19 protein-coding genes are annotated in these 20,927 nt (G+C 68.8%); 3 read left to right on the top strand and 16 right to left on the bottom strand.

The features are described from left to right. The 3 genes from ABB55_RS17780 to ABB55_RS17790 all read left to right on the top strand — a co-directional run. The coding region (locus ABB55_RS17780; RefSeq protein ID WP_200912040.1) for a CmpA/NrtA family ABC transporter substrate-binding protein at positions 1–958 on the top strand (958 nt) is incomplete at its 5' end. A 112-nt stretch (positions 959–1,070) separates the two neighbouring features. Continuing rightward, positions 1,071–1,898, top strand: a complete 828-nt coding sequence (ntrB, locus tag ABB55_RS17785; protein ID WP_244472180.1) for a nitrate ABC transporter permease — start codon at positions 1,071–1,073, stop codon at positions 1,896–1,898. 29 nt (positions 1,899–1,927) lie between these two features. Beyond that, a complete protein-coding gene (locus ABB55_RS17790) occupies positions 1,928–2,725 on the top strand; it encodes an ABC transporter ATP-binding protein (RefSeq protein ID WP_083463715.1) in 798 nt (265 codons plus the stop codon). Positions 2,726–2,756: 31 nt separating this feature from the next. Here the strand turns inward: ABB55_RS17790 and ABB55_RS17795 are convergent, their stop codons facing one another. From ABB55_RS17795 to ABB55_RS17870, 16 genes are all read right to left on the bottom strand, one after another. Further along, on the bottom strand, positions 2,757–4,037 hold the full coding sequence (locus ABB55_RS17795; protein ID WP_054359993.1) for a TRAP transporter large permease: 1,281 nt from the start codon (positions 4,035–4,037) through the stop codon (positions 2,757–2,759). Next, entirely contained in the window at positions 4,037–4,555 is a 519-nt protein-coding gene (locus tag ABB55_RS17800) for a TRAP transporter small permease (protein WP_054359994.1), read from the bottom strand. The genes ABB55_RS17795 and ABB55_RS17800 overlap by 1 nt, the downstream gene beginning before the upstream one ends. Positions 4,556–4,683: 128 nt before the next feature. Then, a complete protein-coding gene (locus tag ABB55_RS17805; protein WP_083463716.1) occupies positions 4,684–5,667 on the bottom strand; it encodes a TRAP transporter substrate-binding protein in 984 nt (327 codons plus the stop codon). Between the two features lie 284 nt (positions 5,668–5,951). Then, positions 5,952–6,833 (bottom strand): SMP-30/gluconolactonase/LRE family protein, encoded by an 882-nt coding sequence (locus ABB55_RS17810; protein WP_054359995.1) that lies wholly within the window; start codon positions 6,831–6,833, stop codon positions 5,952–5,954. A gap of 20 nt (positions 6,834–6,853) precedes the next feature. Next, the gene (locus tag ABB55_RS17815; RefSeq protein ID WP_200912041.1) at positions 6,854–7,516 is read right to left on the bottom strand and encodes a FadR/GntR family transcriptional regulator; all 663 of its coding nucleotides are present in this window, start codon (positions 7,514–7,516) and stop codon (positions 6,854–6,856) included. Between the two features lie 391 nt (positions 7,517–7,907). Beyond that, positions 7,908–9,722 carry a phosphogluconate dehydratase gene (edd, locus tag ABB55_RS17820; RefSeq protein WP_083463717.1) on the bottom strand — a complete coding sequence of 605 codons (1,815 nt, stop codon included), beginning with the start codon at positions 9,720–9,722 and terminating at the stop codon, positions 7,908–7,910. Between the two features lie 158 nt (positions 9,723–9,880). Further along, positions 9,881–11,359, bottom strand: coding sequence for a glucose-6-phosphate dehydrogenase (gene zwf / locus ABB55_RS17825; protein ID WP_054359998.1), 1,479 nt, complete (start codon positions 11,357–11,359; stop codon positions 9,881–9,883). 282 nt (positions 11,360–11,641) lie between these two features. Then, entirely contained in the window at positions 11,642–11,908 is a 267-nt protein-coding gene (locus ABB55_RS17830) for a hypothetical protein (RefSeq protein WP_054359999.1), read from the bottom strand. A 731-nt stretch (positions 11,909–12,639) separates the two neighbouring features. Then, positions 12,640–12,873: a hypothetical protein gene (locus tag ABB55_RS17835; RefSeq protein ID WP_054360000.1), complete on the bottom strand. Its 234-nt coding sequence runs from the start codon at positions 12,871–12,873 to the stop codon at positions 12,640–12,642. Between the two features lie 425 nt (positions 12,874–13,298). Continuing rightward, positions 13,299–14,090 carry a hypothetical protein gene (locus ABB55_RS17840; protein ID WP_054360001.1) on the bottom strand — a complete coding sequence of 264 codons (792 nt, stop codon included), beginning with the start codon at positions 14,088–14,090 and terminating at the stop codon, positions 13,299–13,301. 212 nt (positions 14,091–14,302) lie between these two features. Then, a complete protein-coding gene (gene glpK, locus ABB55_RS17845) occupies positions 14,303–15,793 on the bottom strand; it encodes a glycerol kinase GlpK (protein WP_054360002.1) in 1,491 nt (496 codons plus the stop codon). Between the two features lie 192 nt (positions 15,794–15,985). Then, positions 15,986–17,689 (bottom strand): ABC transporter substrate-binding protein, encoded by a 1,704-nt coding sequence (locus ABB55_RS17850; RefSeq protein WP_244472181.1) that lies wholly within the window; start codon positions 17,687–17,689, stop codon positions 15,986–15,988. Positions 17,690–17,804: 115 nt separating this feature from the next. Beyond that, positions 17,805–18,131, bottom strand: a complete 327-nt coding sequence (locus ABB55_RS17855; protein WP_054360004.1) for a DUF2160 domain-containing protein — start codon at positions 18,129–18,131, stop codon at positions 17,805–17,807. Beyond that, positions 18,131–18,925 carry a carbohydrate ABC transporter permease gene (locus ABB55_RS17860; RefSeq protein ID WP_054360005.1) on the bottom strand — a complete coding sequence of 265 codons (795 nt, stop codon included), beginning with the start codon at positions 18,923–18,925 and terminating at the stop codon, positions 18,131–18,133. Before ABB55_RS17860 ends, ABB55_RS17855 begins: the two co-directional genes overlap by 1 nt. A gap of 5 nt (positions 18,926–18,930) precedes the next feature. Then, entirely contained in the window at positions 18,931–19,827 is an 897-nt protein-coding gene (locus ABB55_RS17865) for a carbohydrate ABC transporter permease (RefSeq protein ID WP_054360006.1), read from the bottom strand. A 3-nt stretch (positions 19,828–19,830) separates the two neighbouring features. Continuing rightward, the gene (locus ABB55_RS17870; protein ID WP_054360007.1) at positions 19,831–20,919 is read right to left on the bottom strand and encodes an ABC transporter ATP-binding protein; all 1,089 of its coding nucleotides are present in this window, start codon (positions 20,917–20,919) and stop codon (positions 19,831–19,833) included. Between the last annotated feature and the right edge of the window lie 8 nt (positions 20,920–20,927).

Raw genomic sequence — 20,927 nt, forward strand, 5'->3', positions numbered from 1 at the left:
GACCGCCGGCAAGATCACCAAGACGCCCGGCGGCGTGCCGATGGCGATCCTGAGCCGGCTCAATACCCAGGGCCAGGGCATCATGCTGGCCAATGCGCACAAGGATCTGAAGATCGGCCTCGATACCTCGGCCCTGAAGGAGCGCTTCGCGGCCATGAAGGCCGGCGGCAAGGATCCGAAGGTCGCGATGACCTTCCCGGGTGGGACCCATGACTGCTGGATCCGCTACTGGCTTGCCGCCGGCGGCGTCGATCCGGACAAGGATTGCCAAACCATCGTGGTGCCGCCGCCGCAGATGGTCGCCAATGCCAAGGTCGGCAACATGGAGGCCTACTGCGTCGGCGAACCCTGGCCGCTGCAGACCGTGAACCAGAATGTCGGCTACTGCGCCATCACCACCGGCGAATTGTGGAAGAACCATCCCGAGAAGTCCTTCGCGCTGCGTGCCGAGTTTGTCGACAAGTATCCGAAGGCGACCGCCGCGCTGCTCGCCGCGGTGCTCGAGGCGGCGCAATGGTGCGACAAGGACGGCAACAAGGATGAGATGTGCGCCATCCTGGCCAAGCGGGAATGGTTCAAGGTTCCGGTCGACGACATTCTCGACCGCTCGAAAGGCAAGTTCGACCTCGGCGTCCGCTCCTTCGAGAACAAGGATCTGATGCAGAAATACTGGCGTGATTTCGCCTCCTATCCCTATCAGAGCCATGAACTGTGGTTCCTGACCGAGGATATCCGCTGGGGCTACCTGCCGGCGACGACCGACACCAAGGCGCTGGTCGCCAAGGTCAACCGTGAGGATCTGTGGCGCGAGGCCGCCAAGGCGATCGGCGTCGCCGCCGCCGACATCCCGACCTCGGCCTCGCGCGGCGTGGAGACCTTCTTCGACGGCGTGAAGTTCGATCCGGCCAACCCGTCGGCCTATCTCGACGCGCTCAAGATCAAGAAGCTGGTCGGCTGATGCCGGGCCGGAGCCGCCGCGCCGGGCGCGACCCGGTTCGGCGGGTCCGCCTCTCGCCATGAAGGAACCCGAAATGTCCGTCGAAGCCGAACCGATGCCGCAGACGACCGGCATGCTCAAACTGCCGGCGACCGCCGTGCTGCTCGCCGGCCTGAAGCGCCGCGCCCTCGACGTGGCGCGCGTGATCGTGCCGCCGCTGATCTCGCTCGCCGTGCTGCTGGCGATCTGGGAACTCGCCTTCTCGGGCAAGGGGGCCTCGCTGCCGCCGCCGTCCAAGGTGGTGGCGGACACCTGGGAACTGATCGCCCATCCGTTCTTCGACCGCGGCGGCCTCGACAAGGGTCTGGCGCTGCACATCTTCGAAAGCCTGAAGCGGGTCGCGGTCGGCTTCTCGATCGCCAGCCTCGCCGGTGTCCTGCTCGGCGTGCTGATCGGGTCGTCGTCGCTCGCCTATCGCGGCCTCGATCCGATCTTCCAGGTGCTGCGCACCGTGCCGCCGCTCGCCTGGCTGCCGATCGCTCTGGCCGCCTTCCGGGAGAGCCAGCCGGCGGCGATCTTCGTCATCGCCGTGACGGCGGTCTGGCCGGTGATGCTCAACACGGCGGTCGGCATCCGCAACATCCCGCAGGACTACCGCAACGTGGCGCGCGTTCTTCGGCTGAACCCGCTCGAATTCTTCTTCAAGATCACCCTGCCGGCAACCGTTCCCTACATCTTCACCGGCCTCAAGATCGGCATCGGCCTGTCCTGGCTGGCGATCGTGGCGGCCGAAATGCTGGTCGGCGGCGTCGGCATCGGCTTCTTCCTGTGGGACAGCTGGAACTCCTCGCTGATCAGCGAAATCATTCTGGCGCTCATCTATATCGGCCTGGTCGGCCTGCTGCTCGACCGCGTCATCACCTGGGCCGGCCGCCTGATCGGCGGACCGGGTACCTTCTGAAACCGGGCATCTTCTGAAGGAGAGCGGCCATGAACCGTCCCTATCTGCAGATCGACAATGTCGGCATGGTGTTCGACACGGCCAAGGGCAGCTTCACGGCGCTGGTCGACGTGAACCTGAAGGTCGCCCGCGGCGAGGTCATCTCGATCATCGGCCATTCCGGCTGCGGCAAGTCCACGCTGCTCAACATCGTGGCCGGCCTGACGCGCAACACCTCCGGCGTCCTGCTGCTCGACGGCAAGGAGATCGACAGCCCGGGTCCGGATAGGGCGGTGGTGTTCCAGAACCATTCGCTGCTGCCCTGGCTGTCCGTCTACGGCAACGTCAAGCTGGCGGTCGACAAGGTCCTGTCGGCGCGCATGGACCGCCGCCAGCGCCACGACTGGACGGTGCACAATCTCGAACTGGTCGGCATGGGCCATGCGCTCGACAAGCGGCCGCACGAGATTTCCGGCGGCATGAAGCAGCGCGTCGGCATCGCCCGGGCGCTGGCCATGGAGCCGAAGGTGCTGCTGATGGACGAGCCCTTCGGCGCGCTCGACGCGCTCACCCGGGCGACGCTGCAGGACACGCTGATGGACATCCAGGCCAAGCTCGGCAACACGGTGATCATCATCACCCACGATGTCGACGAGGCCGTGCTGCTGTCCGACCGGATCGTCATGATGACCAACGGCCCGTCGGCGCGCATCGGCGAAATCTGCGAGGTCGCCCTGCCGCGCCCGCGCCGGCGGCTCGAACTGACCGAGAATCCGGAATATCTGCGCGCCCGCGGCGCCGTCATGCGCTTCCTCTACGAGCGCCAGCGGCACCCGAAGGCGGCGTGACGGCCGCCTTCGGCGGGGGGATCCCGGGTCGCTACCGGAACAGCGCCGGCAGCCAGAGGCTCAGGCCCGGGATGTAGGTGACCAGCAGCAGGACCGCGATCGAGGCGCCGAAGAAGGGCCAGATCGTGCGCATCGCCTCGCGGATGGTGATCTTGCCGACCGCGCAGCCGACGAACAGCACCGAGCCGACCGGCGGCGTGTTGAGCCCGATCCCGGCATTGAGGATCAGGATGACGCCGAAATGGACCGGGTCGACGCCGAACTTCATCACCACCGGCAACAGGACCGGCGTCAGGATGATGATCATCGGCGCCATGTCCATGAAGGTGCCGAGGAACAGGAGCGCGACGTTGACCAGGAGCAGGATCAGGGTCGGGTTGGTGGTGATGCTCTCCAGGAGCTTGACGGTCGCCGCCGGCACCTGAAGGAGCGCCATCAGCCAGCCGAAGGCCTGCGCGGTGCCGATCACCAGGAGCACCATCGCGGTGGTGCGCACCGCCCCGTAGGTCGCCTCCCGGAAACCGGCGAGATCGAGCTGGCGATAGACGAACAGCGCGATCAGGAAGGCGTAGATGACGGCGATGCAGGAGCTTTCCGTCGCCGTGAAGATGCCCGAGCGGACGCCACCGAAGATGATGAAGATCAGCAGGATGCCGGGCGAGGCGACGAGCAGGCGCCAGCCGACCATGCGCCAGCCCGGGAACGGATCGGCCGGATAGCCGCGCCGGCGCGCGACCCACCAGGCGGTGACCATCAGGGCGGCGGCGAGCAGCAGGCCGGGCAGGATGCCGGCCGTGAACAGATCGGCCACCGACAGGTTTCCGCCGGCGGCGATCGAATAGATGATCATGTTGTGCGAGGGCGGGATCAGGAGCGCGATGATCGCCGCATTGACGGTGACGTTGACCGCATAGTCGCGGTCGTAGCCGCGCGCGGCCATCTGCGGGATCATCAGCCCGCCGATCGCGGAGGCATCGGCGACCGCCGATCCGGAGATGCCGCCGAACAGGGTCGCGGAGACGACGTTGACCTGGCCGAGGCCGCCGCGCAGGTGGCCGACCAGGCTCGCGGCGAAATGGATCAGCTTCTCGGCGATGCCGCCGCGGATCATCAGGTCGCCGGCGAAGATGAAGAACGGGATCGCCATCATCGAGAAGGCGTTCATGCCGGTATTGATCTGCTGGAACACGATCAGCGGCGGCAGGTCCATATAGAGCGCGGTCGCCAGGGCCGACAGGCCGAGGCAGAAGGCGATCGGGGTGCCGATGAACATCAGCACCGTAAAGGTTCCGAACAGGATCCAGAGTTCCATCAGGCGAGCTCCTGCACGGCGATGCCTTCGTGCTCGATGCCGGCGAGGCGTTCGAGGAGCCGTTCCAGGGCGAACAGGGCGATCACCACGCCGCCGATCACCTGGGGCATGTAGTCCCAGCCGCCCGGGATGCCGAGCACCGGCAGGCGCGCCGCCCAGGTGCCGATGGCGAGATCGAGCGAGTACCAGGACATGGCCAACCCGAACAGGATCACCAGCACGAAGGTGATCGCGTCGAGCACCTTGCCGACCGCGGCCGGCGCGACGTGCTGGACCAGATCGAGGCCGAGATGGAAGTTCTCACGCACGCCCACGGCGGCGCCGAGGATGATGAACCAGCCCATCAGCTGGAGCGTCATCGGTTCGGCCCAGCTCGGCGTGTCGTTGAGCACGTAGCGGGCGAAGACCTGCCAGCCGACCACGAAGGTCATGCCGATCATGCCGAGGGCGGAGAGGGCGAGGCAGAGGGCGGCGAGCAGGCCGTTGAGGCGGCCGAGACTGCGGATGAGCGCGGGCATGGAGGGACCTCGCGGAAGGCGCATGGAGGCGGCACGACAGAGGACCGCCGGCGGCGGGCCGGCGGTCCGGGACGAGCAGGACGGGACCGGGGTCGCGCGGGGCCCCGGGGAGCGGCCGCGCGATGGTCTTACGGGGTGGCCTGGATGCGGGCGACCAGGTCCTTCATCTTCGCATCGGTGACGAACTTGTCGTAGACCGGCTTCATCGCGGCGATGAACGGCGCCTTGTCGACGGTGGCGACGACCGCGCCGGCCTCGCGCACCTTGGCCTCCGAGGCCTTCTCGCGGGCGACCCAGAGCCGGCGCATCTCGGCGACCGATTCCTTGGCGGCGGCGCGGACGATCTTCTGATCTTCCGGCGTCAGCTTGTCGAAGCTCTTCTTGGCCATGACCAGCACTTCCGGCGTCAGGGAGTGCTCGGTGATGGTGTAGAACTTCGAGACTTCGAAATGGCGCGAGGACTCGTAGGACGGCCAGTTGTTCTCGGCGCCGTCGACGACGCCGGTCTGCAGCGCCGAGTAGAGCTCGCCGAACGGCATCGGCGTGGCGTTGGCGCCCATCGCCTGCATCAGCGCGATCCAGAGATCGGACTGCTGCACGCGGATCTTGAGGCCCTTCACGTCTTCCAGCGACTTGATCTGCTTCTTGGTCGTGTAGAAGGAGCGCGCGCCGGAATCGTAGAAGGCCAGCGCGACCAGGCCGTGCGGCTCGAATTCCTTCAGGATCTCGTCGCCGATCGGGCCGTCGACGACCTTGTGCATGTGCTCGACCGAGCGGAACAGGAAGGGCAGGCCGAGCACCTGGGTCGCCGGGACCAGGTTGTTGAACGGCGCGGTGTTGATCCGGTTCATGTCGATGACGCCGAACCGGGTCTGCTCGATGGTGTCCTTCTCCTCGCCGAGCTGGCGATTGTTGAACACCTTGACCTTGACCCGGCCCTTGGTCCGCTCCTCGACCAGCTTGCCCATATAGATGACGGCTTCGACCGTCGGGTAGCCGTCCGGATGGATGTCGGCCGAGCGCAGGGTGATCTGCGCGGCGGCGGGCGGGGCTGCGGCGAACAGGGTGGCGGCGGCAAGACCGAGCGCCAGGAATGCGGATTTCAAGGCCATGATGTATCCTCCCTCGCCCAGGCGGGCGCATCGATGCCGAGCCGGTTCCGATCCGGCTTCGTTCAATTGGTCAGGTTATCATATAACTTTGCCGATGAGGCTTGTCCAGCACCGCCGCGCCGGCCCGCAAGGCGTGACGACGCAGCGGCGGCGGGGCGCAATTCGTTGCGAAATCAGAGGCTTGTGGTTCCTAGGCCGATGCGGGGCGAGCGGTCCGGGACGGCGATGCCGCGCCGCCGTCGGGCCGCCGCCGCGCCGGTCGCCATCGGATCGGCGCCGCCCGACTAGTTTCGATCGGCGAAGCGGCCGACCGGGACGCCGCGCGCGCCGGGGCTGAACAGGATCGGGCTGCCGGTCCAGGGCTTGCCGGCAAGGCGATCGGGCGCGACCGAGGCGGACAGGCTGGTGACGAGGATCAGGTCGCGCTCCGGGCCGCCGAAGCATGGCATGGTCGGGGCGGCGACCGGCAGGTCGAAACTCTCGGCGAGGCGGCCGTCGCGATCGAAGCGGTTGAGCCGGCCGGCGGTCACCCCGGCGCTCCAATAGTTGCCGTCGAGATCCGTCGCGCCGCCGTCCGGGCGTCCCGTCGCATCGTCGAGCGTCGCCATGCGCACCCGCTCGCCGAGACTGCCGGTCGCGGGATCGAAGGCGATCCGGTCGATCCAGGGGCCGCGGGAATCGGCCAGATAGAGCGTGCGCCCGTCGGCCGACCAGGCGAGGCCGTTCGAGACCCGGAGCCCGGCGATCATGCGGTCGACCCGCCCGTCGGCGCCGATCCGGTAGAGGCTGCCGATCGGGGCCCGCTCCGGCCGCTCGTCCATCGAGCCGACCCAGAAGGCGCCGTCGGGGCCGACCTTGCCGTCGTTGAGGCGGGTCGTCGGCAGGTCCGGTTCCAGATCGGCAAGGGGCTCGATCGTCCCGGTCTCCAGGTCGAAGAGGACGACGCGCTTCGGCAGCGCGATGACGAGCCGGCCGCTTTCGCACAGCCCCATCGAGCAGGGGCGGTCCGGCATGGGGCGGGCCCGGTACCGCGATCCGTCCGGCGCGGCCTCGTGCAGGGCGCGGCCTTCGATGTCGAGCCAGCGGAACAGGCCGGTGCGATCGTCCCAGAGCGGACCCTCGCCGAGCTCGCAGCGGCTGTCGACGAGGCGGCGGAACTCGGGCATCGGCGATCCTCCTGCGGGCGTCAGGACGCCAGGGCCGCGTAGCGGGCGCGCGATCCGGCCAGGTGTCGGCGCATATGGGCGGCGGCGGCATCCGGGTCGCCCGCCGCGATGGCGTCGCGGATCGCCTGGTGCTCCCGCTCGACCATGTCGAGATAGTCGGGTGCCAGGTTCGAGGCCGGCAGCCGGCGCCGCGGCACGGCGAGATCGCCGAGCTGGTCGAGGAACCGGCCGAAATAGGGATTCTGCGTCGCCGCCGCGATGGCGCGGTGGAAGGCGAGATCGGGGGCGACATTGTCGGTCGCCTCGGTCCGGGCCCGGCCCAGTTCCGCGATCGAGCGGTCGATCGCCGCCAGATCCGCGTCGGTGCGCCGGCTCGACGCGAGGGCGGCGGCCTCCACCTCGACGGCGAGGCGCAGTTCCAGGATCCAGACGATCTCGTCGACGGTCGCCCGCTCGATCGGACCGAGGTCGGCGAAGCGGGTGCGGGCCTGCAGCACGAAGGCGCCGGCGCCCTGGCGCGTCTCGACCAGCCCGGCCGCCTTCAGGGCCGCCACCGCCTCGCGCACCACGGTGCGGCTGACGCCGGCCGCAGCCGACAGGGCGGCTTCCGTCGGCAGGCGGTCGCCGGGCTTCAGCCGGCCTTCTCGGATTTCGCGTTCCAGGCTTTCCGATAGCAGCGCCACGAGTTTCTTCGAGCGCGGGAATGTGCCGATCGAGAGCGGAGCGAGGGTTGCGTTGGGTGGGGCCATACCGTTCGGGCGGATCAGACTGTCATGATGAGGAGGCCGAGATGACCGCAAGGGAACGCGCGTTGCAAGGCGATGATCCGGGTTCGGTCCATTTTCGGATGGCGGAAGCGCCGTCGGCGCGCCGGTTCGGGCTGCCGTCCGCAGCCCGCGCGGCCGAACCCTACGCCGTCTCTTCGGATGCGTCCACCGCGTCGCGGGTCGCTTGCGTCTGACCCTGGTCTGCTACCCGATGGAGCGCGGACGTCCGATCGCGGCAGGCCCGGCCGTCCCGGCGGCCGGGTCCGCGGCGTCCGGGCCGCCCGGACCCGAAGGCGCCGCCGGCCGGTCAGAGCGCCGAGGCGCCCTGGTCCGCCGGGCCGACCATGGCGCGGAAATGGCCGAAGAGATCGCGGCCGACCCCGCTCTGGTTGGCGGCGAGATCGGCGGTCGCCGGCACGCGTGCGGCCCATTCGGCCGGCTCGATCAGCACCTCCAGGGTGCCGGCCGTGGCATCGAGCCGGATGCGGTCGCCGTCGCGGATGCGGGCGATCGGGCCACCCTCGGCGGCCTCGGGGGTGACGTGGATGGCGGCCGGCACCTTGCCGGAGGCGCCCGACATGCGCCCGTCGGTGACCAGGGCGACGCGGTGGCCGCGATCCTGCAGCACGCCGAGCGGCGGCGTCAGCTTGTGCAGCTCCGGCATGCCGTTGGCCTTCGGGCCCTGGAAGCGCACCACCGCGATCACGTCGCCGTCGAGCGTGCCGGCCTTGAAGGCCTGCTGCAGCTCATCCTGGCTGTGGAACACGCGCGCCGGCGCTTCGATGACGTGCCGGTCCGACTTGACCGCGGAGGTCTTGATCACGCCGCGGCCGAGATTGCCGCCGAGCACGGTCAGGCCGCCGGTCGGCTGGAACGGGTTTGCGGCGGGCCGCAGGACGGCCTCGTTGGCGGAGGCCGCCGGGCTCTCGGCGAAGCCGACCCGGCCGTCGGCATCGAGTGCCGGCGCGACGGTGTAGCCGTCGAGCCCGGTGCCCCAGACGGTACGCACGTCGCGATGCAGGTAGCCGGCGGCGAGGAATTCGCGGATCAGGAACTGCAGCCCGCCGGCGGCGCGGAAGTGGTTCACGTCGGCCGAGCCGTTCGGATAGACCCGGGCGACCAGCGGCACGACCTCGGCCAGATCGGCGAAATCCTCCCAGGTCAGCACGAGGCCGGCGGCGCGCGCCATGGCGACCAGATGCAGGGTGTGGTTGGTCGAGCCGCCGGTGGCGTGCAGGCCGACCACGCCGTTGACGAAGGCGCGCTCGTCGAGCACCTCGCCGATCGGCGTGAAGGCGTTGCCGGCGGCGGTGATCTCCAGCACGCGCCGGACGGCGGTGACGGTCAGGGCCTCGCGCAGCGGCGTGTTCGGATTGACGAAGGTGGCGCCCGGCACATGCAGGCCCATCAGCTCCATCAGCATCTGGTTGGAGTTGGCCGTGCCGTAGAAGGTGCAGGTGCCCGGTGCGTGATAGGACTTCGCCTCGGAGTCCAAAAGCTCGGCGCGGCCGACCTTGCCCTCGGCATAGAGCTGGCGGGTGCGCGCCTTCTCCTCATTGGAGATTCCCGAGGGCATCGGACCGGCGGGCACGAAGATGCCGGGCAGGTGGCCGAACGACAGCGCGCCGATGACCAGGCCGGGCACGATCTTGTCGCAGATGCCGAGATAGAGCGCGCCGTCGAACATCTGGTGCGACAGCGCGATGCCGGTCGACAGCGCGATCACGTCGCGCGAGAACAGCGAGAGTTCCATGCCGGCCTCGCCCTGGGTGACGCCGTCGCACATGGCCGGCACACCGCCGGCGACCTGGGCGACCGCGCCGGCCTCGCGGGCCGCGCGCCGGATCAGCTCCGGATAGCCCTCGTAGGGCTGATGCGCCGACAGCATGTCGTTATAGGCGGTGACGATGCCGATATTGGGGGCGTCGCCGGTCATCAGCGTCGCCTTGTCGCCGGTACCGCAGGCGGCGAAGCCATGGGCGAGATTGGCGCAGCCGAGCGCCTTGCGCACCGGGGCCTTGGCGGCGGCGGCGCGGATGCGGTCGAGATAGCGGGCGCGGCTGTCGCGGCTGCGCTCGGCGATCCGTTCGGTGACTTCGCCGATCCGGGCATGGACGGTCATGGCTGGCTCCTGGTGGTTCGATCGATCCAACATTCGCGTCCCGCCAATGTCGGATCGATCGAACCACAAGCGGGCGGATCGATGTCGGCGGCGTCCGCACTGGACGTGACATCGGCATCACGGCCCGGGCCGGCAAGGCCCGGGCGGCTGGCTCGACTTCAGGCGGCATCCTCGTGCCAGGTCCGGCCGTCGCGCTCGATCAGGGCGATCGAGGCGGACGGACCCCAGGTGCCCGAGCGGTAGAGCTTGGGCCGGTCCTGGGCATGGCGCCAGCCGTCCAGGATCGGGTCGATCCAGCTCCACGCCGCCTCGACCTCGTCACGGCGCATGAACAGGGTCTGGTTGCCGCGCACCACGTCGAGCACCAGGCGCTCGTAGGCGTCCGGGTTGCGCGCCCCGAAGGCCTCCGCGAAGGTCATGTCGAGCGGCACCCGGCGCAGGCGCATGCCGCCGGGACCCGGATCCTTGATCATCAGATGCAGGCGGATGCCCTCCTGCGGCTGCAGGCGGATGACCAGTTCGTTGCGCGCGATGGTGCCGGCGCCGGCGTCGAAGATCGAATGCGGGATGGCCTTGAAGGAGACCAGGATCTCCGAGCAGCGCGCGGCGAGCCGCTTGCCGGTGCGCAGGTAGAATGGCGTGCCCGACCAGCGCCAGTTGTTGACCTCGGCCTTCAGGGCCACGAAGGTCTCGGTCTGGCTGGCGGCATTCTGAATCTCGTCCGCGTAGGCGGCGACCGGGCCGAGCGCGGAGGCGCCGGCATCGTACTGGCCGCGCACCGTATGGGTCGCGACCGCGCCGTCGACGATCGGCCGCAGCGCCTTCAGCACCTTGAGCTTCTCGTCGCGCACCGAATCCGCGTCGAGGGCCGCCGGCGGCTCCATGGCGACCAGGCAGAGGAGCTGGAGGATGTGGTTCTGGACCATGTCGCGCAGCGCGCCGGCGGTGTCGTAGTAGCCGCCGCGGCCCTCGACGCCGAGCGTCTCGGCGACCGTGATCTGGACATGGTCGATATGGGCCGAGTTCCAGATCGGCTCGAACAGCGCGTTGGCGAAGCGCAGCGCCATCAGGTTCTGCACCGTCTCCTTGCCGAGGTAGTGGTCGATCCGGAAGATGCGCTTCTCGTCGAAGACCGCGCCGACCGCATCGTTGACGCGCTGGGCCGACTTGAGGTCCTTGCCGACCGGCTTCTCGACGACAACCCGCGACTGCGGTGAGACGAGGCCGGCCTCGCCGAGCCGCCGGCAGATGCCGCCGAAGAGGTCGGGGCCGGTGGCGAGATAGTAGACGCGGATGCGGTCCGGTTCGGGTTCGAGCAGCGCCTTCAGCCGGCCCCAGCCTTCCTCCCCGACGGCATCGACGCGGACGTAGTCGAGCCGGTCGATGAAGCGGTCCAGCGTGGCCTGGTCGCGGTCCTCGGCGTCGACATGATCGATGATCGCGTCGCGGGCGAAGTTTCGGTAGTCGTTGCGGGTCATGTCCGCACGGGCGACGCCGATGATCCGGGTCGGCCCCTCGATCTGGTGGTCGCGGTCGCGCTGGAACAGCGCGGGCAGGAGCTTGCGCCTGACGAGGTCGCCGGTGCCGCCGAAGGCGACGAAATCGAAAACGTCGACCGAGATGATGCGACTGGCCATGACGGGCTCCGCACTGGGGGAGTGCCCCCAGCGTAGTGTGAGGGGCATGCGCGCCGGAAGGACTATCGCAATGCAATAAATTGCACAATGCGACAGATATTGCGATATCGCCGTCTTGCCAGATGCTCCGGCGGATTGCAAGTGCAAAGGCCGCGCGGCCGGGCGGCCCGGCACCCCCGACCGAAACGGCGAAGCCCCCGGCTTCTGGCCGGGGGCTTGCTGGACGGGTGCCGGAGGGGCGGGGCTTCGGGGGCTTGCCGGGCCGGGACGGGCCCGGAAGGCTCAGTAGCAGGTCTTCACCCAGCGCCACTCCCAGCCGCCATAGCCGTCATAGGTCTTCACCTTCTTGGCGTAGCAGTTGTCGTAGCCGTAGCCATGACCGTAGCCGTATCCGTAGCCGTGGCCATAGCCGTAGCCGTGTCCCTTGAACACGACATGGCCGTGATGGTGGCCGCCGACGACGACCTTGACCTTGCCGGCGGAGGCCGGGGCGGCGGCGAGACCGAGGGCGAGGGTGGCGCCGAGGAGGGTGGTGAGCATGGTCTTCATGGCTGATCTCCGTTTGCTTCGAGGTTGGGTCGGGGATCACTCTCGATCCCGACTGTCACCACCTTGCCGGAGCGCCCGGCCGACCGCTGTTCCCCGGGGAACAGGCCCGAAATTCCGATCCGGCCGGCCCGAAATCTGTTTTCGTGCGGCGGCGCGCCTCGGATCGCCTCGGCCGGACCGGAGGCGGGCGACGGGGCGACCGGTGGGCGTGTGGGGCGCCGCGGATGAACACCGGGGCGCTGTGGGGACCGCAAAATCGTAGCCCGCGACTCCGAGTCGGGTCTGTCATGCCAGGGCTTGTCCCTGGCATCCACGGGAGCCGCCAGTCCGGCACGATGGATGGCCGGGAAGAGCCCGGCCAGGACAGAAGTGGGGAGCCTGGTGTTGTCGGCTTGGTACGTGGGGGCCGACCGCGTCGGTTCGGCAGGCAAGACCTCAGCCTGCGACGTGGTTTCGGGTCTGTCATGCCAGGGCTTCTCCCTGGCATCCACGGGGGGCCGCCAAGCCCGGGGCGATGGATGGCCGGGACGAGCCCGGCCATGACAGAAGTGGGGAGCCTGATGTTGTCGGCTTGGTACGAGGGGGCTGACCGCGCGTCGGGTCGGCAGGCGGCCGCAGGGGCCTTCGCATCAGTGCGCCATCCCGTCGGTGTCCAAACGCCGAAACCCCCGGCGGGCGGCCGGGGGTTCCGAGTGGGGGCGGGCTTGGGCGGGCAGGGGCTGCCCGAGGGGTCACCCGCAGGTACGGACGAAGGTCCAGCGGAAGCCGCCATGGTGGTCGAAGATCTTGACCTTCTTGATGAAGCAGCCGTGGCCATGGCCGAAGAAGGCGACCCGGTGGCCGTGGGAAACGAACTTGTGGCCGTGGAAGCCACGCGGCCCGGACTTGAAGCCGGCGGACGCCGGGGCGGCCACCGTGGTGGCGAGGAGGGCGGCGCCGAGCAGGGAAGCGAGGATGGTCTTCATGGGATGTCTCCGTCAGCGGTCTGGGTTTTGCGTCCAGGATCACTCTCGATCCCGACTGTCGCCATGCTGCCGGAGCCCGGGCGGTCACGCTGTTCCCTGGGGAACCGGCGGATTTTTCGGATCGATCGTCGCGCCGATCGGGCGCGTTGGGGGCGTTGCCTTCCGCCAGCGGCTTCATCCTGCCGCAACGGAGCCGCCAACCGGTCGGACTTGATTCACCGGGCAGGCCGTCCGCCGCCCTTCCCGACGCATCTCGGCTCCTGCGGTCCCGGAGGACCTCCGCCGTCGAGGCGGCCCGCGCTTCGGAGCCGGTTCCGGTCCGTGGCCGGTCCGGCAACGCCGGCGACCGGCCGGAGCGCGAGGCTCCGGCCGGGCAGGGCGGTGGGGACGTTCGGGCAGACCTTCGGGAGGACTGGTCGGGTCGTTCAGGGGCAGGCCTTGGCGGCCTCCGGACCCTTGCCGGCGGTGGCGGCTGCCGCTGCGGGCGGGGTGCCGGCGGGGGTGGCCGAGGCCTGGGCCTCCGGCGCCGGGCAGGTCTCCGCCTCGTCCAGCTCCTCGACCTCGGCTTCGGCGACCGGAGCCTTGACGGCCTCGGGGGCCGGGACCGCGGCCGGGACGCCGACAACCGGGGCGGGCGGCGCCTTGCCGACGGTCGGGGCGGCGACCGGGGGCTTGGCGCCGAGCAGGACGCCGGTCACCACCGCGCCGGTGCCGACCACGGCACCCGTCCCGACCACCGCGGCCTTGCCGGGCGCCTTGCCGGCGGTGCCGGTCGGCGCCGGGATGCCTATCGGCGCCGGGATGCCGGTCGTGAGGCTGGCGGGCGGCGGATTGCCGGGAACGATACCGCCCAGCGTCGGAGCCTTGTCCTTCTCGCCGGCGGTCTCGGCCGGCGGCTGGACGATGATCACGGTGGCGCCGTTGGTGCCGTAGCCATAGCCGGTGCTCGGGCGATAGCCGTAGCCATAGGCGGGGCGATAGCTGCTGCCGTCATTGTAGCCGTAGCTGTAGCGATAGGCGCCGCGATCGTTGCGATAGCCGTAGTCGTGCCGCTGGAAGCCGCGATACTGGTGGCCGTAGCCACCCTGGTGGCTGAAGCTGCGCTGGTGGCCGCCCTTCCAGCTCTTGTGGTTCTGCTGGCCGGACCAGCCGGCCGAAGCCGGCAGGGCGGTGGTGGCGAGGGCGAGGGTGGCGGTGGCGAGGAGGAGGATGCGCATGGTCGGGGTCCTTTCCGGTTCGGGACGGCACGTTCGCCGTTGATGTCCCGATCCTGCCCCGTGCCGCGCCGTCCTTCAGTTCCCCAGGGAACAAGGCCCCAAACGACCGCGTCCCTCTTCCTCCAGCACCAGCGCCGTCGCGACGCCGCCCCCTTCGGGGCGGCTCCCGCGCGTCGGGCGGCCCGATGGCCGGGCGGCCCGGACCGTCGCCGTCAGCTGCGCCGGGTCAGCGTGCGGGCGACGGCATCCTGCCAGAGCGCGACCTTGCGGGTGCGCGTCTCGCCGTCCATGGCCGGGCGGAAGCGCCGGTCGAGCGCCCAGCTCTCGGCGAAGACGGCCGGTTCGGGCAGCACGCCGGCCTGCAGTCCGGCCAGATAGGCGGCGCCGAGCGCGGTCGTCTCCAGGACCTTCGGCCGGTCGACCGGCGCGTCGAGGATGTCGGACAGGAACTGCATGGTCCAGTCCGAGGCGACCATGCCGCCGTCGACCCGCAGCACCGTGTCGGCATCGCCGGCCCAGTCGCCGCGCATCGCCTCGACCAGGTCTCGCGTCTGGTAGCCGACGCTTTCGAGCGCCGCGCGTGCCAGTTCGCGCGCGGAGGTGCCGCGCGTCAGCCCGTAGAGCGCGCCGCGGCAGTCGGCATCCCAATAGGGTGCGCCGAGGCCGACGAAGGCCGGCACCAGGATCACGTCCTGCCCCGGATCGGCGGTGGCGGCGAGCGCGCCGCTCTCCTCGGCCGAACCGATCACCTTCAGCCCGTCGCGCAGCCACTGCACGGCCGCGCCGGCGATGAAGATGGCACCTTCGAGAGCATAGGTGCGCTTGCCGCCGAGCTGGTAGGCGATGGTGGTCAGGAGCCGGTTCTTCGACGTGACCGGCGTCGCGCCGGTGTTGAGGAGCGCGAAGCAGCCGGTGCCGTAGGTCGACTTCATCATGCCCGGTCGGAAGCAGGCCTGGCCGACGGTCGCGGCCTGCTGGTCGCCGGCGATGCCCGAGATCGCGACCGGGCCGTCGATCAGGTCCGAGATGGTCGTCCCGAAGGCAGCGGCGGAATCGCGCACCTCCGGCAGCATGGCCATCGGCACGCCGATCAGCCGGCACAGATCCTCGTCCCAGGCGCCGCGATGGATGTCGTAGAGGAGCGTGCGCGAGGCATTGGTGGCGTCGGTGGCATGGACCCGGCCGCCGGTCAGCCGCCAGAGCAGGAAGCAGTCGACCGTGCCGAAGGCCAGTTCGCCGCGCTCGGCCCGCGCCCGCGCGCCGGGGACGTGATCGAGGATCCAGGCGACCTTGGTGCCGGAGAAATAGGGATCGAGCAGCAGCCCGGTCTTGGCCGCGACGGCCGGTTCGTGGCCGGCGGCCTTCAGCCGCGCGCAGGTCTCGGCCGTGCGCCGGTCCTGCCAGACGATCGCCCGGTGGATCGCCGCGCCGGTCGCCCGGTCCCAGACCACGGTCGTCTCGCGCTGGTTGGTGATGCCGATCGAGGCCACGTCGGCGGCCGCGGCGCCGGCCTTGGCGAGCGCGGCGCGCATGGTGGTCACGGTCGTGCGCCAGAGGTCCTCCGGGTCGTGCTCGACCCAGCCGGAGGCCGGATAGTGCTGCGGAAACTCCTCCTGGGCGACCGCCGCGATGGTCAGGTCGCCGCGAAACAGGATCGACCGCGTCGAGGTCGTGCCCTGGTCGATCGCGAGGATGAAGGTCATGCGGTTCCCCCCGGGTTCAGTCGGCTGCCGCGCCGTGGCTCTGTCTCGGTCATCACTTCGCACCGCCCGGCCGGTCGGGGCAACCCGACGGCGGACCCGTGGCGAAGCGGTCGCGGAACGGGGGAGGGCCTTGCGACCCTCCCCCGCACCCTTCGTTGCGTCAGGGCACCGGACGGTGCCCGAAGTGTCCGATCAGCTCTTCTTCGGCGGGGTCGCCGGCCAGGACTTGATCAGGGTGTCGTAGTCGACGGTCTCGCCCTTCGGCTTCTCGTTGGCGAGCTTGCGCTGGGGGGCGATGTTGCCGTCCTTGGCCGACTTGGCGAACCAGAACTCGGCGGTCTCCTTCTTGTTCAGCTTCGGACCGCATTCGCCCTGCACGCCGGACTTCTCCAGGCGCTCGAGCACGGAGTCCTGGGCCGCCGCGAGGCTGTCCATGGCCGCCTGCGCGGTCTTGGCGCCCGAGGAGGCGTCACCGATATTCTGCCACCAGAGCTGGGCCATCTTCGGATAGTCCGGGATGTTGTTGCCCGTCGGGGTCCACTGCACGCGCGCCGGCGAGCGGTAGAACTCGATCAGGCCGCCGAGCTTCGGCGCCCGCTCGGTGAAGGACTTGTCCCAGATGTCGCTCTCGCGGGTGAAGGTCAGGCCGACATGGCTCTTCTTCAGCGAGGTGGTCTTGGAGTTGATGAACTGGGCATAGAGCCAGGCGGCCTTGCGCCGGTCGACCGGGGTCGACTTGAGCAGGGTCCAGGACCCGGCGTCCTGGTAGCCGAGCTTCATGCCGTCCTTCCAGTAGGCGCCCTTCGGCGACGGCGCCATGCGCCACTTCGGCGAGCCGTCGGCATTGACGACCGGCCCGGGCTTGACCATGTCGGCCGTGAAGGCGGTGTACCAGAAGATCTGCTGGGCGATGTTGCCCTGGGCCGGGACCGGACCGGCTTCGCCGAAGGTCATGCCCTGCGCCTGCGGCGGGGCATACTTCTTCAGCCATTCCAGGTATTTGACGATCGAGTAGACGGCCGCCGGGCCGTTCGTGTCGCCGCCGCGCTCGACCGAGGAGCCGACCGGGCGGCAGCCCTCCATGCGCACGCCCCATTCGTCGACCGGCAGGCCGTTCGGGATGCCCTTGTCGCCGTTGCCGGCCATCGACAGCCAGGCGTCGGTGAAGCGCCAGCCGAGCGACGGGTCCTTCTTGCCGTAGTCCATGTGGCCATAGACCTTGACGCCGCCGATCTCCTTGATGTCGTTGGTGAAGAACTCGGCGATGTCCTCGTAGGCCGACCAGTTGACCGGAACGCCCAGCTCGTAGCCGTACTTGGCCTTGAACTTCGCCTTGTACTCCGGATTGGTGAACCAGTCGTAGCGGAACCAGTAGAGGTTGGCGAACTGCTGGTCGGGCAGCTGGTAGAGCTTGCCGTCCGGCGCCGTCGTGAAGGACTTGCCGATGAAGTCGTTCACGTCCAGCGTCGGCAGGGTCACGTCCTTGCCTTCGCCGGTCATCCAGTCGGACAGGGCGATGGCCTGCTTGTAGCGGAAATGCGTGCCGATCAGGTCGGAGTCGTTGATCCAGCCGTCGTAGACATTCTTGCCCGACTGCATCTGGGTCTGGATCTTCTCGACCACGTCGCCTTCCTGGATCAGGTCGTGCTTGAGCTTGATCCCGGTGATCTCGGTGAAGGCCTTGGCGAGGGTCTTGGATTCATACTCGTGGGTGGTGATCGTCTCGGAGACGACGTTGATCTCCATGCCGACGAAGGGTTTGGCGGCGTTGACGAACCATTCCATCTCCTTCATCTGCGCTTCCTTGGAAAGCGTCGAAGGCTGGAACTCGCTGTCGACCCACTTCTTCGCCTCGTCCATGCCGGCGAGGGCGGTCGTCGAGGCCAGCGCGAGCATCAGCCCGGCCAGACCGAACGTCTTCTTGGTTGCGGACATTGATTCCTCCCGAATTTGCGTGCGCCTCCCGTGTCGACGGTCGGGCCCGCACGCCGGCCCTCCGTCGCAGAACCCCTCACACCCAGCGGAACACCGCTGCGGCGTAGAGAAGGGAAATGCCGCTCGCCAGCCACAGCCGCGAGACTTCGAGACCTTCGCCGACCGGCAGCGTCGCGATCGTGTCGGCGCCGAACAGGGGCAGGAAGATCAGATGGATGAAGGCCGAGCCGAGCAGGGCGATGAAGAAGCGGTCGCCGCGCGTGGTCGGAATCCGCAGGATGCCGACGCGCTCGACCTCGGGATGGCGGATCGCCATCACGGTCAGCGTGCCGAGGGCGAGCGCGATCAGGCCGTAGAAGATCAGCGTCGCCGGCGTCCAGGCCATCCAGGCGAGGCTCTCCATCACACCCTCCCCAGGGCGAAGCCCTTGGCGATGTAGTTGCGCACGAACCAGATCACGAGCGCACCCGGCACCAGCGTCAGCACGCCGGCGGCCGCCAGCTGGCCCCAGTCCATGCCGGCCGAGGAGGCCGTGCGGGTCATGATCGACGAGATCGGCATGTTGTTGGTCAGCGTGCGGGCGAGCAGCAGCTCGACCCACGAGAACATGAAGCAGAAGAAGGCCGCCACCCCGATGCCGCTGGCGATCAGGGGCACGAAGATCTTCACGAAGAAGCGCGGGAACGAGTAGCCGTCGATGAAGGCGGTCTCGTCGATCTCGCGCGGCACGCCGGACATGAAGCCCTCCAGGATCCAGATGGCCAGCGGCACGTTGAAGATGGTGTGGGCGAGTGCGACGGCCCAATGGGTGTCGAACAGGCCGACCGCCGAATAGAGATTGAAGAAGGGCAGGGCGAACACCGCCGGCGGCGCCATCCGGTTGGTCAGGAACCAGAAGAACAGGTGCTTGTCGCCGAGGAAGCGGTAGCGCGAGAAGGCATAGGCGGCCGGCAGCGCGACCGAGATCGAGATCAGGGTGTTCAGCGCGACATAGATCAGGCTGTCGACATAGCCCATGTACCAGGCCGGGTCGGTGAAGATGTTGATGTAGTTCTTCAGCGTGAATTCGCGCGGATAGAGCGTCAGGCCCTGGTTGGTGATCTCGGAATTGTTCTTGAAGCTCATGTTCATGAGCCAGTAGATCGGCAGCGTCAGAAAGACGAGATAGAGGGTCAGGATCAGGCTGCGGAGCCGCATGACGATCAGCCCTCCTTCGGCCGTTGGGCGTCGACCTGGGTCATCACGGTATAGAAGACCCAGCAGACGGCGAGGATGATCAGGTTGTAGACGATCGACATGGCGGCGGCCTTGCCGAGGTCGAACTGGCCGAGCGCGATCTTGACCAGGTCGATCGACAGGATGGTGGTCGAGTTGCCCGGACCGCCGCCGGTGACCACGAAGGGCTCGGTGTAGATCATGAAGCTGTCCATGAAGCGCAGCAGCACGCCGATCAGCAGCACGCGGCGCAGCTTCGGCAGCTGGATCGTGGTGAACACGGCCCAGCGCGACGCGCCGTCGATGGCGGCGGCCTGGTAGTAGGCGTCCGGGATCGACTTCAGGCCGGCATAGGAGAGCAGCGCGATCAGGCTGGTCCAGTGCCAGACATCCATCACCACGATGGTGAACCAGGCCGAGAAGACGCCGGAGGTGTAGTTGTAGGTGATGCCGAGGATGTGGTTCACGAAGTAGCCGAACAGGCCGATATCCTCGCGGGCGAAGATCTGCCAGATCGTGCCGACCACGTTCCACGGCACCAGGAGCGGCAGCGCCATCAGCACCAGGCAAGCGGCGACGCGCCAGCCGGCGCGCGGCATGGACAGTGCCACGAGCACGCCGAGCGGCACCTCGATCGCCAGAATGATGGCCGAGAACAGCAGGTTGCGGCCGAGGCTGTCGTAGAAGCGCCCGCCGAGCTCGGTCGAGGGATCGAGCAGTTCCTGGTACCAGCCGATGCCGTTCCAGAAGAACTGATTGTTGCCGAAGGTATCCTGCACCGAATAGTTGACGACCGTCATCATCGGCACGACGGCGTTGAAGACGACCAGCAGGAAGGCCGGCAGGACCAGGAACCAGGCGCGGTGGTAAAGGGGCTTGTCCATGGCTCAGGCCCTCCCGGCGGCCGGCACGCGATGGCCGTCGGCATAGACATGGACATGGGCCGGGTCGGCGCTGAGCCGGATCCCGTCGGCGGGGATCTCGGCGGCCTCCGGCGCGATCGCGGCCAGCGGCCGGCCGTCCAGTTCGCAGCGCAGGATCTTGTGCCGGCCGATATCCTCGACCCGCTTCAGCGCGACGGAGAAACCGTCCGTGCCGGCGGCGAGCCGCAGGAATTCCGGACGGATGCCGATTTCGGATTTCACGGCGGCGCCGAGCGGCGCGTAGCCGGCGCCGAGCGGGATCGCGGCGGCGCCGACATGGGCGCGGTCGCCCTCGATGCGCGCCGGCAGCACGTTCATGCCGGGCGAGCCGATGAAGTAGCCGACGAAGGTGTGTTCCGGCCGCTCGAACAGTTCCTGCGGCGTGCCGAGCTGGACGACCTCGCCGTCATACATGACCACGACCTTGTCGGCGAAGGTCAGCGCCTCGGTCTGGTCGTGGGTGACGTAGATCATGGTCACGTCGGATTCCTCGTGGACGCGCTTCAACTGCGCCCGAAGAAGCCATTTCATGTGCGGATCGATCACGGTCAGCGGCTCGTCGAACAGGATGGCGCCGACATCGGCGCGCACCAGGCCGCGCCCGAGCGAGATCTTCTGCTTCATGTCGGCGGTCAGGCCGCGCGCCGGCCGGTTCATCTCGCGTTCGAGGCCGAGCATGCGCGACACCTCGGCGATGCGCCGGTCGATGGTGGCGCGGTCGACGCCGCGGTTCTTGAGCGGGAAGGCGAGGTTCTGCGCCACCGTCATGGTGTCGTAGATGACCGGAAACTGGAACACCTGGGCGATGTTGCGCTTCTCGGTCGGCAGCCGCGTCACGTCGCGGCCGTCGAACAGGACCGCGCCCTGGCTCGGCGTGACCAGGCCGGAAATGATGTTGAGAAGCGTGGTCTTGCCGCAGCCGGACGGGCCGAGCAGCGCATAGGCGCCGCCATGCTCCCAGGTATGGGTCATCTCCTTCAGGGCGAAATCCGACGGCTTCGACGGATGCGCCTTGTAGGAATGGGCGAGGCGGTTGAGTTCGATCCTGGCCATGCTGGTCT

Origin of the sequence: Prosthecodimorpha hirschii, from assembly GCF_001305515.1 — a bacterium.
In the GTDB taxonomy this organism is placed as follows: Bacteria; Pseudomonadota; Alphaproteobacteria; order Rhizobiales; family Ancalomicrobiaceae; genus Prosthecodimorpha; species Prosthecodimorpha hirschii.